At 42.7% G+C, this 13,569-nt stretch carries 16 protein-coding genes; 11 read left to right on the top strand and 5 right to left on the bottom strand.

The features are described 5' to 3' along the window. The first annotated feature begins 51 nt into the window (after window positions 1–51). On the top strand, window positions 52–423 hold the full coding sequence (gene rplL, locus ACTFWY_RS00895) for a 50S ribosomal protein L7/L12 (protein ID WP_003127081.1): 372 nt from the start codon (window positions 52–54) through the stop codon (window positions 421–423). Between the two features lie 196 nt (window positions 424–619). Here rplL and ACTFWY_RS00890 read toward each other — a convergent pair whose 3' ends face one another. Both ACTFWY_RS00890 and ACTFWY_RS00885 read right to left on the bottom strand, forming a co-directional pair. After that, window positions 620–793, bottom strand: coding sequence for a hypothetical protein (locus tag ACTFWY_RS00890; protein ID WP_005472376.1), 174 nt, complete (start codon window positions 791–793; stop codon window positions 620–622). A 183-nt stretch (window positions 794–976) separates the two neighbouring features. Next, window positions 977–1,996: a branched-chain amino acid aminotransferase gene (locus ACTFWY_RS00885; protein ID WP_195957664.1), complete on the bottom strand. Its 1,020-nt coding sequence runs from the start codon at window positions 1,994–1,996 to the stop codon at window positions 977–979. 283 nt (window positions 1,997–2,279) lie between these two features. Between ACTFWY_RS00885 and ACTFWY_RS00880 the strand changes: the two genes are divergently transcribed. After that, window positions 2,280–3,248, top strand: coding sequence for a pyridoxal-phosphate dependent enzyme (locus ACTFWY_RS00880; protein ID WP_138371772.1), 969 nt, complete (start codon window positions 2,280–2,282; stop codon window positions 3,246–3,248). A gap of 89 nt (window positions 3,249–3,337) precedes the next feature. On the opposite strand, the gene ACTFWY_RS00875 is transcribed toward ACTFWY_RS00880, so the two are convergent. From ACTFWY_RS00875 to ACTFWY_RS00865, 3 genes are read right to left on the bottom strand one after another with little or no spacing between them, the layout of a single operon-like run. Next, on the bottom strand, window positions 3,338–4,144 hold the full coding sequence (locus tag ACTFWY_RS00875; RefSeq protein ID WP_171917706.1) for a TPM domain-containing protein: 807 nt from the start codon (window positions 4,142–4,144) through the stop codon (window positions 3,338–3,340). Then, window positions 4,141–5,265 (bottom strand): TFIIB-type zinc ribbon-containing protein, encoded by a 1,125-nt coding sequence (locus ACTFWY_RS00870; RefSeq protein WP_113849864.1) that lies wholly within the window; start codon window positions 5,263–5,265, stop codon window positions 4,141–4,143. Before ACTFWY_RS00870 ends, ACTFWY_RS00875 begins: the two co-directional genes overlap by 4 nt. A 17-nt stretch (window positions 5,266–5,282) precedes the next feature. After that, window positions 5,283–6,515: an SPFH domain-containing protein gene (locus ACTFWY_RS00865; RefSeq protein ID WP_005472382.1), complete on the bottom strand. Its 1,233-nt coding sequence runs from the start codon at window positions 6,513–6,515 to the stop codon at window positions 5,283–5,285. Between the two features lie 304 nt (window positions 6,516–6,819). On the opposite strand from ACTFWY_RS00865, the gene dnaX reads away from it, so the two are divergent. The 9 genes from dnaX to rsmI are packed head-to-tail and all read left to right on the top strand — an operon-like array spanning window position 6,820 to window position 13,563. Next, window positions 6,820–8,538, top strand: coding sequence for a DNA polymerase III subunit gamma/tau (gene dnaX / locus ACTFWY_RS00860; protein WP_005472384.1), 1,719 nt, complete (start codon window positions 6,820–6,822; stop codon window positions 8,536–8,538). Between the two features lie 20 nt (window positions 8,539–8,558). Then, window positions 8,559–8,873 (top strand): YbaB/EbfC family nucleoid-associated protein, encoded by a 315-nt coding sequence (locus ACTFWY_RS00855; RefSeq protein ID WP_003127089.1) that lies wholly within the window; start codon window positions 8,559–8,561, stop codon window positions 8,871–8,873. A gap of 15 nt (window positions 8,874–8,888) precedes the next feature. Beyond that, window positions 8,889–9,485 (top strand): recombination mediator RecR, encoded by a 597-nt coding sequence (recR, locus tag ACTFWY_RS00850; protein ID WP_003127090.1) that lies wholly within the window; start codon window positions 8,889–8,891, stop codon window positions 9,483–9,485. A 19-nt stretch (window positions 9,486–9,504) separates the two neighbouring features. Further along, window positions 9,505–10,152 (top strand): dTMP kinase, encoded by a 648-nt coding sequence (gene tmk, locus ACTFWY_RS00845; protein ID WP_003127091.1) that lies wholly within the window; start codon window positions 9,505–9,507, stop codon window positions 10,150–10,152. 31 nt (window positions 10,153–10,183) lie between these two features. After that, a complete protein-coding gene (locus ACTFWY_RS00840) occupies window positions 10,184–10,513 on the top strand; it encodes a cyclic-di-AMP receptor (protein ID WP_003127092.1) in 330 nt (109 codons plus the stop codon). Window positions 10,514–10,526: 13 nt separating this feature from the next. Further along, window positions 10,527–11,471 carry a DNA polymerase III subunit delta' gene (gene holB / locus ACTFWY_RS00835; RefSeq protein WP_103300018.1) on the top strand — a complete coding sequence of 315 codons (945 nt, stop codon included), beginning with the start codon at window positions 10,527–10,529 and terminating at the stop codon, window positions 11,469–11,471. Between the two features lie 15 nt (window positions 11,472–11,486). Further along, window positions 11,487–12,287 (top strand): PSP1 domain-containing protein, encoded by an 801-nt coding sequence (locus ACTFWY_RS00830; protein ID WP_003127095.1) that lies wholly within the window; start codon window positions 11,487–11,489, stop codon window positions 12,285–12,287. Between the two features lie 19 nt (window positions 12,288–12,306). Continuing rightward, complete coding sequence (locus ACTFWY_RS00825) at window positions 12,307–12,654, top strand: DNA replication initiation control protein YabA (RefSeq protein ID WP_003127096.1); 348 nt, start codon at window positions 12,307–12,309, stop codon at window positions 12,652–12,654. Window positions 12,655–12,705: 51 nt separating this feature from the next. Beyond that, on the top strand, window positions 12,706–13,563 hold the full coding sequence (gene rsmI, locus ACTFWY_RS00820; RefSeq protein WP_003127097.1) for a 16S rRNA (cytidine(1402)-2'-O)-methyltransferase: 858 nt from the start codon (window positions 12,706–12,708) through the stop codon (window positions 13,561–13,563). The last annotated feature ends 6 nt before the right edge of the window (window positions 13,564–13,569 follow it).

Here is a 13,569-nt window from a genome sequence, read left to right as displayed (position 1 = left end):
CGCATAATCACACTATAAACTAAACTATCTAATTAAATGGAGGAAAACAAAATGGCATTGAACATTGAAAACATTGTCGAAGAGCTAAAAGGCGCGACAATCTTAGAATTAAACGACTTAATTAAAGCTATCGAAGAAGAATTTGGCGTATCTGCTGCTGCTCCTGTAGCTGTAGCTGGTGGAGCTGGCGACGCTGGTGCTGCTGAAGAACAAACTGAATTCACTGTAGAATTGACTGCAGCTGGCGACCAAAAAGTTAAAGTTATCAAAGCAGTTCGTGAAGCAACTGGTTTAGGCTTGAAAGAAGCTAAAGCTGTAGTTGACGGAGCTCCTTCAGCAGTTAAAGAAGGCATCTCTAAAGACGAAGCTGAAGCATTGAAAGCTGCTTTAGAAGAAGTTGGCGCTTCAGTAACAGTTAAATAATCATTTTTGATTTTTTTGAGCTAGAATTCCTTTTAAGTAAGGGTTCTAGCTCTTTTTTTGTTTATGATTCTAATTTCAGTTTGAGAAAATGACGCTGTCTTACTATTAGTGATCCGTATTTTTGTTGAGGCGTCGAGGACTTTTTATAAAAAAACAAGCCTAAGACTAGCGCTGAGCGCCACTGACTTAGGCTTGTTTATTTTTTTCGAAATTGCTGAACAAGAAAAATGAAGATAAAAAAGAATAATGCTTCCCATAAAGTAGTTGTCCAACTAAAGGTACGACTGATCCCAAAAAAAAGATTCCCAATATTGGATACGACCAAATAGATGACCGTAGCAATCAATGAAAAAATTAAGCGTTTTGCCATCATAATTCCCCCTTGCCTTTGATTGTAACAATTGACTGACGAGAGAGCAATTATTTTAAGAAAAGGCTCCTGTCAAAACGAAAAAAAGATGCGCCATTCTTTAATTGTTTTGGGTGCTTTCAGGCGTGAGAGCAAAGAGGGGAGCTCTATAAATTTTTTTGATTCTCCCAATCAGTTCATTGATTAATCAAGAGGAACATCAAAAATCCAGCCAGCTGGAGCCTTGCGCTCACCAAATTGGATACCCGTCAATTCATCGTATAGCGCACGAGTTTTAGGACCGACCTCCGTTTCACTGTAAAACACATGGAAAGACTCTCCATTTTGGATTCCGCCAATAGGTGAAATAACCGCAGCGGTTCCACAAGCGCCTGCTTCAACAAAGCGATCCAGTTGATCCACATACACATCTCCTTCGACAGGTATTAATCCTAAAGCATGTTCTGCAAGATAAAGGAGAGAATATTTGGTGATACTTGGCAAAATTGATGGCGATTTTGGTGTCACGAATTCATTTTCGGCCGTGATCCCAAAGAAGTTAGCGGACCCCACTTCCTCAATTTTTGTATGTGTTTCAGGGTCTAAATAAATGCAATCTGAAAAATTCCGTTCATGGGCTTCGTATCCTGGTAATAAGCTGGCAGCATAATTTCCGCCTACTTTTGCAGCGCCGGTACCATTTGGTGCTGCACGATCATAATCTGAAACAATAAAGTTCGTTGGGGCCAGCTCGCCTTTGAAATATGATCCGACCGGCATGCAAAAAATAATAAACAAGTATTCTGGCGCAGGTGCAACGCCGATATTCTCGCCTACACCAATCAATAGCGGCCGTAAATATAGAGTAGCCCCGGTACCGTAAGGCGGTACAAATTCTTGGTTTGCTTTGACCACTTGATTGACCGCATCGAGGAACATCTCTTCGGGAACGAACGGCATACGCAAGCGACGAGCGCTTCGATTCAATCGTTTACTATTCTCATCTGGACGAAACAAGTTGATCCCGCCATCTGGTCGTCGATACGCCTTCAAGCCTTCAAAGCATTGTTGACCGTAATGCAATGCTGGAGAACCTTCATGAATATGCAGAATATTATCTTCAGTCAATGCTCCTTGTTCCCAAGAGCCATTTTTCCATTTTGCGACAAAGCGCCAAGGGGTTTTAATATACGAAAACCCTAAATTTTCCCAATCGATTTGCATAGAGTCACTTCCTTTTTTAATTTTTCCTAGTATAGCATGGAACGCCCATCAAGTCATTATTTTCTGAAAATTCATCGCAATGATTTTCATTTCTAACATCATGATGAAAGCTTATTACTAGAGGCTTTATATTCACAGAATTTTTTTCAAGCCTATCTGGAGCTCTGCAGTTGTTGATAAAAAGGGGGAAGGATTTTGGCAGAACGTCGAGCACTTTAGATTGTATTTACGGAACAGATATGCTTCAATAAGGGTAGAAAAAAATCGATTAGGAGGACTTTCGGTGATCAAAGAAGCGGTTTCTGAAATCCAAGGTGTCCTGGATGCTTATCAGCGACTGGCACCAATCATGATCCATACACCTGCCGCACCAAGCAATATTCTTAGCGCAGAAAAGACAGGAGAAATTTATCTGAAACTAGAGAATCTGCAGCGTACAGGATCCTTTAAGGCGCGAGGGGCCTACAACAAATTAGCAACATTGACAGAGGAAGAGAAAAAAAGAGGGGTAATTGCTTGTTCAGCAGGTAATCATGCGCAAGGTGTTGCACTAGCAGGCGCCCTGCTAGGGATACATGTACGGATCTTTATGCCGCTTCAAGCAGCGAAGACAAAAATAGAAGCAACGAGAAATTATGGCGCTGAAGTGATCTTAGCAGGAGAGACATTCGACGATACAAAACAAATTACTTTGGAAGCGATGTCACGTAGCGGTGAGGTCTTTGTCTCCCCCTTTGATGATCGAGCGGTAATGGAAGGGCAAGGAACGATTGGGTTAGAGATTTTACAAGATTTGCCTAATGTGGATAATGTCATCGTACCGATCGGTGGAGGCGGCTTGATCGCAGGCATTGCGTTAGCAATCAAACAATTACGCTCGGAAACTAATATTATTGGTGTTCAATCTTATCAAGTGCATGGGATGATTTCCTCTATATGGCGACAAGAACTGATAGCCAATCGCAGCAGTAAGACATTGGCAGATGGGTGCGATGTGGCTTTGGCTGGAGAATTGACTTATGAAACGTTGCGCTCGCGCATAGATGAAACCGTTTTAGTTGAAGAGAAAGATATCGAAACTGCTATCCATTATTTGGCTTTAAAAGAAAAAGTGATTGCTGAAGGGGCAGGTGCTCTGAGTACGGCTGCTATCCTAAGCGGACAAATCGATCATTTGCTGAAAGGCAAACGAACAGTCGCAATCGTTTCAGGCGGGAATATCGATTTCTCTGTTTTTAAAGAAATCATTTAAAAAAAGATGATCTCAGACCAACTAGTCGTCTGAAGATCATCTTTTTTAGTCCGTTTTCGATCCAGTTTTCAGAGGAGAAGAAACGTTTACTAAAAACTGCGACCGCCGCCGCCAAATGTTCCGCCGCCGGAAGAATGAGTAGTGGTGCCACCGCCAAAACCGCCGCCGCCATTATTTTTAGGTGGACGTGGGATTCGGCGAGTCGTTACGAAGGAGTTGACCAGACGATCTTCTTTTTGAGTCAATTTGATGCTGGATTTTTCTCTGTAAGGGTATTTGTATCCACCCATTTTTAATTGGTATCTTGATTTGACAATGATGAAAAAAGCAATACTGATCACTGCAGCTACCAATAAGCTAATGCCGATTTCTAAAGGGGTCAGCACTTTATAATAAGTGATCTTGCCTGTCTCACGATCCACATGATAGTGACCGCCGGGAACCCCCGCTTCTACATAGCTGGCTGCATTCTCCAAGTAGACCCGGGCGGCTTGATAGTAATTACCCGCCGTCATCTGATCATAAATATTATCCAACATATCATCAAGACGAGCGTCGTTGATATAATCGAGCATATTTCCTGAGGTGGACACATGAAGATTACGGTTCCCCATATCGATCATCAATGCTGAGCCATTCTGATCATTCCCGATACGATCCGCGAGAAAACGGTCGGTGGTGTATTCAATATCATCAATGCCGTTATTTGTCGTTGCGATAAAGACTTCACCTTTGATTTTTTCATTCAACTGATCGGCTTGTTCGCTTAAACTCTGGATTTCAGAGGGAGTAAAAAGCCCAGCGTCGTCGGAAACAGTGTTTTCTGCTGCCACGCCAGTGACCGTCGTCAGCAGAAATCCGGCAACCATTAGGAAAAAACAGGAAAATTTTCTCATAGGAAATATCCTCCAATCATCCCTAGAATCGCAATCACAGCAAAAATCGCTGCACTCGTAAATCCTAAGCGTTTGTAACTGATGGGCAAGACACCGCTGACTTTACCGGTTTGGCCGTTCATCGCATAATAAAAGACGTTCTTATTTGGATCATCAGCGCGATAGGTGACAAGCCAGACCGGCAGCAGTACGTAATGATTGGTCTCTTTCGTAATCTCAATGTTCCGCTGTGTCCGATTGAAGCTAGTGTACCCATTAACGGTACTGCTTAGGAGGTTTTCAGCATAACCGGAAAGTTCCTGTTGTACTTCATTCTTAAGTGCTTGATACTCAATGTCGCGTTTTTCTGCTTGAAATCCTGCCAGATACTGGCTGCGAAAGTCAACGGCCTTATCCAATGGGAAAGGCTGGACCCCGGTAACCATTTTTTGTTGGACATTCTTGGATAAAGCGTTTTTGATCAGTTCATTGATACGCATTTTTCCGCGTCTGGAAACAGCAAATTGTTTGTGTTCTGTATATTCGATCTCGCCGACACGCCAAATTCTTAAAGAAGTTCCAGTTCCAGATAGTTGGCCATCTAGTTCGGCATCGATCCTCCAGTAAGGGAAATAAACACCGGTCAATTTTTCAACTTGCGCTTGATCGAAGAAGTCTCTTGGTACGAACCATTTTTTTTGTGCCCATTCCAGAAATTTAGCGGTTGCTTCTTCTTTTTCGATTGCAAAAGGTAAAACTTTGTTAGGTAAGAATTCTCCAGAAAGACGGCCGGAAAGGACGACTGGATTGTGGCAGAAATAACAGTAAGTAGCTGCTGTCGTAGCATCAGTGACGATCTCTGCACCGCAGTTAGGACAAAGGAACAAGTCCATTTGGGCCGCCTTTTCTTCGGTTTTTTCTGTGATAGCTTCTTTTAGCGCCGGTTCCGTATCATCAGTGATCGGCTGATTTTCCGGCGCAGTCCCATCTGCAAGTTGGGCTTCTTTTTGTTTTTGTTCAAAGGCTGTTACTTCTGCTTCTGTAAAAATACTCAAACAGAAGGGGCAGTGGAATTTTTGATCACCAGGATCAAAGGTTAGCGCACCGCCGCAGTTGGGGCATTTATGCGTAATGACATCCATTTAAGTTCCTCCTTCATTTAGTCTAAAGGAACTCCCTTAAATGGCTTGCCACAGTTGGGACAGAATTTCGGGATTCCATTTGCTAAATCAATTATTTCACTACATTCTGAACATTTCATTTGTAAACTTGGGGTTCCTGTAGGTTTTGCTGTACCGCAATTGCTGCAGAACTTACCCGTATTGCTTGTTCCACACTGAGGGCAGTCCCAACTATCGCCATTGTTTTGTTTCTGCTGATTTTCTTGGTTTTGCTGGATTTGTTGCTGATTGTTTTGAGCTGCTTGATTCAAGTAACCGCCAGTTGTGTTCATCCCCATGCCCATACCAACAAATCCGGTTGTTGCACCGGCAGCATTACTACCTGCGGATTCCATCCCACGTGCGATCGAACCTTGAACATACCCTTCACGAACATTTGGGTCACCCAACATGGCACCTTGATTACGCATGTTGATCAGTTTCACTGAATCATCCGTATAAGAGATGCTTGCAACAGCGACTGAAACGATTTCCATTCCTCGCAGTTCGCGCCAACTGTCGTCTAAAACCTCACCCATGTATTTGCTTAATTCCATACTTTTTGATGGAACATAGGAGATGCGCTCGCCATCCGCTGACATTTTGTTGATGGCTGTCTGTAAAGCAGTCAGAAACTCTGCTAAATATTGTTCGTTAATGTCATTGATGTCAACTTGTGTTTTATTTTTTGGAATCGCGTTGGTGTAGAATAAGATCGGATCAGTAATTCGCAATGAGTAATTTCCATGGGCTCTTAGGAATAATTCTGCATTATAAAAGTTGTCAAAATAATTTAATGGAGAAGAAGTCCCGAAGCGGATTCCTTTGATTTCTTGCAAATTGATATAGAAAACTTGTTGTTTTTGAGGTGTTACGCCACCAAATTTGAAGCGATTAAACGTTTCAGAGATGGCATCCTTTAAGGAACCGTTGAACATGGAAGGAGCCAAGTCATTTTTGACGGTATAGTAGCCTTCCTCTGCTGTATAATCAATGATTTTTCCACCATCGACCAGCAGCATCATCATATTAGGGTAGACGTGGATTACAGAGCCATCTGTTATGACATCCTCCGTTCCTTTTCGGTTCGAACCGCGTTTGTCATTGCGCCGTACCTTCACACCTTTAGTCATCACTGTCGTGTCGCCCATATTGTCAGGTTCGAAGACCTCTAGCCATTGGTCGGCAAGACCTCCGCCAATCGTGCTTGTTGCAGCTTTGATAATACCCATTTTCAGTCCTCCTTACAAATTTTCATCATCCAATGGATGAATGTACATTCATTATACCATAGCTCCGTATTTTCTATGTATTAGACCAAAGTTGTAGAAGTGTAGGCAAAAGTTGAATAAAAAATCGTCTATAAAGCAATACTTTTTTCAAAGTATCGTTCTCTAGGATGTGCGGATTTTTATTAAAAGATTGCTCCCTTAAAAAATCATTTCTTTTTCAGCAGATAGGCAACTCAAGGTAGTTTTTTTTGTAAATATTACGTATAATAGATAATAGCGAATTTTGAAAAGAGTGAGGAAAAATATGGCCTATCAAGCATTGTACCGTGTATGGCGATCCCAACGGTTCGAGGATGTCGTTGGACAAAAAGCAATTACGCAAACCTTGAAAAATGCGATCGAGCAAAATCAAATTTCGCATGCTTATTTATTTACCGGTCCTCGGGGAACGGGAAAAACGAGTGCTGCCAAAATCTTTGCAAAAGCAATCAATTGTCCAAACCAAGTCAATGGAGAGCCCTGCAATGAATGCGAGATGTGCCGTTCGATCACAGCTGGTACGCAAGAAGACGTTATCGAAATCGACGCAGCCAGCAACAATGGGGTCGAAGAGATCCGCTTTATCCGAGACCGTGCAAATTATGCACCAACACAAGCTGAATATAAAGTATATATCGTGGATGAAGTTCATATGTTGTCGACCGGCGCCTTCAACGCGTTACTGAAGACGTTAGAAGAACCACGAAAAAATGTAGTGTTTATTTTGGCGACGACAGAGCCGCACAAGATTCCTGCAACGATCATTTCTCGAACGCAACGATTTGATTTTAAGCGAATCAATACGCAAGATATCGTTGATCATCTAAAGACAGTTTTAGACGGCAGTCAAATTGCCTATGAAGAAGAGGCGCTGCAAGTGATCGCACGAGCCGCAGAAGGTGGGATGCGGGATGCGTTAAGCATTGCTGACCAAGCTATTGCCTTTAGTGATGGCAAAGTCACGACTCAAGACGCATTAGAAGTAACCGGCAGTTTGTCTTATGAGATGATGGACCGTTTGATGCAATTTTGCGAAGACCAAGCAGTACCAGATGCATTAGAGACATTGCGCCAGCTGCTGTCTTCGGGCAAAGAAGCACGGCGGTTGTTGGAGAACTTGCTGGTCTATTGTCGTGACTTGCTCTTATATCAGCAAGCACCACAATTATTAGAAGAAAAATCACTGCAGATCACACCAGGCTTCAAAACTTTAGCTCAGGCAGCTACTGCAGATCAAATCTACCATTGGATCACTGTTTTGAATGAGACGCAAAACGAGGTGCGATTCACCAATAATCCGACCATTTATTTGGAAGTAGCAGTTGTTAAACTAGCAAATCAGAGGAGATTGCCAGCTTCAGGAGAAGTTTCGGTGTCGAATCAAGAAGTTCAGCAGCTTCGTCAAGAAATTCAGAAGCTGCAGTCAGAAGTACGAAAACTACAAGAAAACCCATCGGCGGCCAGCAGTGAACCGGTCAATCCACCTGCCAAGAAGACCAAAAATAGCAGCACTTTCCGAGTGCCGAAAGAACGGGTCTTTCAAGTCTTGAAAGAAGCCACAAAAAAAGATCTCGCAAATGTGCGGAATATTTGGGATGATCTGTTGATGTCATTGTCGGTGACACAACGAGCAATGCTCCACGCGAGCGAAGCAAAAGCAGCCAGTGCATCTGGTGTAGTGATTGCCTTTGATTATGAGATTGTCTGTCAACGGGCAGCTAATGACCAAGACTTGCAGCTGACGTTGCATAATCAAATTTCACGAATGATTTCTGATTATGCACCGCAAGCCGTGTTTATCACGAAAGAAAGCTGGCCAATCTTACGACAAGAATTTATTGCTGGCGGACAAACCTTCAATACAGGCGAATTAGATGAAGGGGAAGCTGAACCAGAACCAACTACGGAAGAACCTGAAAATGAAGTCGTCGTTACCAAAGCCCAAGAGCTTTTTGGTGAATTGGCGAGCATCGAAGAAAATTGAGAGAATTGGAGTGAAGAACAATGATGCGAGGCATGGGAAATATGCAAGGCATGATGAAGCAAGTACAAAAAATGCAAAAAGAGATGGTAAAAGAACAAGAAGCCCTAAACAGTAAAGAATTTATCGGCGAGTCAACAAATGGCTATGTGAAGGCAACTTTTACAGGTGATAAAAAATTACGCGATCTTTCGATCGATCAAGCAATCGTCGATCCGGAAGATGTCGACATGTTACAAGATATGCTGATCTTGGCAGTAAATGATGGATTAACTAAAATTGAAAAAGAAACCGAACGGACTATGGGTAAATACACTAAAGGAATCCCCGGTTTATAAAAGGAGAAATGTGGCGTGCAGTATCCAGAACCGATCGCACGATTAATCGACAGCTACATGAAGCTGCCAGGTATCGGACAAAAAACAGCAACTAGATTGGCTTTTTATACGATCGATATGAAAGATGAAGTCGTCAATGAGTTTGCTAAATCACTGTTGAGCGTCAAACGTGATCTGCATTTTTGCAGTATTTGCGGAAACATTACAGAAGGAGATCCCTGTGAGATCTGCAGTGACCCTTCACGAGATAAAGGCACGATCTTAGTAGTAGAAGAACCAAAGGATGTCATGGCGTTAGAAAAAGTTCGTGAGTACCATGGGCTCTATCATGTTTTGCATGGTGTTCTGTCTCCAATGGAAGGTACTGGACCAGAAGATATCAATATTGCTCCTTTGATTCAGCGCCTGCATGATGACCAAGTGAAAGAAGTGATCATTGCTACGAACGCCACGACAGAAGGCGAAGCTACCGCGATCTATCTTTCCCGACTGATCAAACCAGCGGGGATCAAAGTGACGCGGTTGGCTCACGGTTTATCTGTCGGCAGCGATATTGAATATGCGGACGAAGTGACATTGCTTAAAGCAGTGGAAGGAAGACGTGAATTATAAGAAATTGGAGGCAACAAGGGTGAGTGGACTGTTCATAACCATTGAAGGACCAGATGGCGCTGGCAAAACCAGTGTTTTAGAAGAACTATATCCTCGTTTGCAGCTAGAAGCCAAACGAGACATTGTCAAAACGAGAGAACCAGGCGGTGTAAAAATCGCAGAAAAAATTCGGCGGATCATACTGGATCCCAAAAATTCTGAGATGGATGAACGGACTGAAGCATTGCTGTATGCTGCTGCAAGACGCCAACATTTGATCCAAGTGATTTTACCAGCATTGAATGAAGGCAAAATCGTGATCTGTGATCGATTTGTAGATAGTTCTTTAGCTTATCAAGGGGCAGGGCGCCGGATCGGTATTCCTGAGATTGCACGTATCAATGAATTTGCCACCGAAGGCACGGAGCCTGACTTCACCTTGTATTTGGATGTCGATTCGGATACAGGTTTAAGAAGGATTCAAGAGCATCGGGCTCATCAGTTGGATCGCTTGGACGCGGAAGGATTAGAATTTCACCAACGAGTTCGTCATGCTTATTTGAAGCTGGCAGAAGAAAATCCTGTACGCATCCATAAGGTTGATGCTAGAATGGGATTACAAGATGTCGTTGAGACAAGTTTTTCAGCAATCGTTGAAGCATATCCTTCCTACTTCAAAACAATGTGATCGCTGACGACAATAATAAGGAGATGATCTCATGAAATTGATTATGGCAATCGTGCAAGACAAAGACAGCAACCGATTAGCAAATGAATTCATCGATGCCAACATTCGCGCTACGAAACTTTCATCTACCGGCGGATTCTTAAAAGCCGGCAACAGTACATTTATTATTGGTCTTGAGGATGAGCGGGTCCAAGACGCATTGGAACTGATCAAGAAAACCTGTCAGTCTAGAAAACAATATGTTTCCACACCAATGTCGTTAGACATCTCGCTTGATGGGCAAGTACCTTATCCAGTGGAAGTAGAAGTTGGCGGTGCAACGGTTTTTGTTCTACCAGTCGATGGCTTCCATCAATACTAAAAAGGAGCAGACCATGGAGGAACTTTTTTTACAAGAATATCAACCTCTGGTTTTTGCCCAACTGAAGAAAAGTGTCGAGCATGGGCGGATTGCCCATGCTTATCTTTTTGAAGGCGATGCAGGAACGGGCAAACATGAGATGAGTTTGTGGCTGGCGAAACGTCTCTTTTGTACGAATGTTCAATCAGATGAACCTTGCGGATCTTGCAGTAATTGTTTGCGGATCGCTCAAGGGGAGCACCCGGACGTACTCATGGTGGAACCAGATGGACAGACGATCAAAGTGGATCAAATTCGTCAATTGCAAGAAGAATTTTCTAAGAGCGGCTTCGAAAGTCGCTTGAAAATCTTTATTCTTTCTCAATCAGAAAAAATGAATACAAGTGCAGCAAATAGTTTACTGAAATTTTTGGAAGAACCTGTAGGGAATTTCTTAGCGATTTTAGAAACGGAAAGTGTTGGACGTATCTTGCCGACGATCCAGTCCCGTTGTCAAATCATTCATTTTTCACCATTGGCGAAAGAAAAATTGCAGACAAAGCTGCAAAAAGAAGGACTTTCTCAAGAGAGTAGCCGTCTTTTGAGTTACTTGACAAATAGTTATCATAAAGCAGTTGAAATCTCCCAAGAGGAATGGTTTAATGAAACTAAGGATGCTGTTGCACAATGGGTGAAGTATCTCTTGAAGAAAGATCCGCAAGCGTTTATTTTCGTTCAAAAAAAGCTGCTCGCTTTAGCAAAAGAAAAAGAACAGCAGAGAGTTATTTTTTCGATTCTGTTATTTTATTTGCAGGAAGAACGAGACCAGTTATTGGCACAAGGCTTATGGGGAAAAGAGATCAATCTTGCCATCGAAGCTGCCTTGCAAGCCCAAAAGAAACTGCAAGCGAATGTAGCTTTTCAAGGCGTTGCTGAACAATTTTCAGTGAAGATCATCTATGGCATAACAGTACCCTAAAGGGGGAGCAATGTTATGATAGAAGTAGTCGGTGTACGCTTTCGCGCTGCGGGACAAATCTATTTTTATGCGCCTGAGAAGCGAGATTACACGTCGGGGGAACGAGTGATCGTTGAATCACAAGAAGCAAAGTTTATGGCGACCGTCGCGATTCCTAAGCAGTTGATCGATTCGCAAGATTTGCCTTATGACATAAAGCCAATCATTAGACAGGCCACGCCTAAAGATATCGAGAAAGAAAAGAAAAATCGTCAAGATGCTGAAGAAGCGCTGATCATTGGCAAGCAGAAGATTCGAGCGCACAATTTACCTATGAAACTTGTTAGGGCAGAATATACATTTGAGCGGTCAAAGATGCTGTATTATTTTACAGCGGATGGTCGAGTTGATTTCCGCGAACTAGTCAAAGATTTGGCGAGTCATTTTCATACAAGGATCGAGTTGCGACAAATCGGTGTACGAGATGAAGCAAAGGCGATCGGCGGAATTGGTCCATGCGGCCGCAAGCTCTGCTGTTCGACGTTCTTAGGCGATTTTATCCCTGTCTCGATCAAAATGGCCAAAGATCAAGGGCTGTCTTTGAATCCGACGAAAATTTCCGGGTTGTGTGGTCGTTTGATGTGCTGTTTGAAGTATGAGAATGATGAATATGAACAAGCAAAACGAGAATTACCGGATCGCGGCAAAGAAGTTGAGACTCCGGATGGAAAAGGAAAAGTAGTCGGTCTGGATTTATTGCAGCGCATTATCAAAGTCCGTTTGTACGATCGACAAACGCCCATAGACTATGAATATGAAGAACTAGTGACAAAATAAGTAGGTGACCATAATGAGCATGGACAAGCGATCGATTTATGATGGATTGAATCAGTTAGAAAATGAACTGCAAAATTCGTTGAATAACTTAGCAGAGATGAAACAGTCTTTGCAAGAAATCGTTGAAAAAAATACGACGCTAGAATTAGAAAATCAACGTTTACGGGAACATATCCGTGAATTGAATCAAGTGGCCGAAGCGCCCGCAGAATCGGTCAAACAAGAATTGTCCAAATCGCGAATGAATTTGGAAAAGATATACGAAGAAGGATTCCATGTTTGTTATGACTTATATGGATCTAGAAGAGAACATGATGAACCGTGTGCTTTTTGTCTTGAAGTGATCTATCGAGAAAGCGGACGATAATAGGAAATGACCAGCGCAGGTGGCTGGTCTTTTTTTGAAAGTAGGGAAAGTATGCAGAAACAACAAAGCTATAAACAATCGAATGGAACGCTTTATTTAGTGCCTACACCAATCGGAAATTTGGAAGACATGACCGTTCGTTGTGTCAAAATTTTAGGGGAAGCCGATTTGATTGCCAGCGAAGATACTAGGAATACCCAGAAATTATTGAACCATTTTGAAATAACGACACCGCAACGAAGTTTGCATGAACACAATTTCAAGGAACGTGTGCCGCAACTCATCGATCAATTGCTAGCTGGAAAAATAATTGCACAATGTAGTGACGCAGGGATGCCATCGATCAGTGACCCTGGTCATGAATTAGTCAAAGCGTGCATTGCAGCTGATATTCCAGTGATTGCCTTGCCTGGTCCTACAGCAGGATTGACTGCTTTGATCGCTTCTGGTTTGTCTCCGCAGCCCAATCTTTTTTATGGCTTCTTACCTCGAAAAAAGAAAGAGCAAAAAGAAGCATTGGCTGAGCTGGCGAACCAGCCGGCTACGATGATCTTTTATGAATCACCTTACCGCTTGGCAGCGACGATCGAAAATATGATTACTGTTTTTGGTGCAGAACGTTCTGCAGTCATCTGTCGAGAGTTGACAAAAATCCACGAGGAATACTTGCGAGGTTCTTTAAAGGAACTGTTGGACTATCTAGGGGAAAATACAGTCAAAGGAGAGTGCTGCCTTTTGGTTGAGGGATCGACGGACTCTGTCGAAATCGTTTATGACGGAAGCCTTAAAGAGCAAGTAACAGCTCTGATGGAGACCGGGATGTCTTCTAAGGAGGCTATCAAGGAAGTGGCGAAACGCAATCAAGTAAAAAAACAAACGGTCTATCATGCCTATCACTTAGACGCTTAACCGATG

Source organism: Enterococcus sp. 125944, from assembly GCF_051909435.1.
GTDB classification, from domain to species: Bacteria; Bacillota; Bacilli; order Lactobacillales; family Enterococcaceae; genus Enterococcus_D; species Enterococcus_D gallinarum.
The sequence above is the reverse complement of the archived record's forward strand: the minus strand, read 5'-3'. Positions and strand labels throughout refer to the sequence as shown.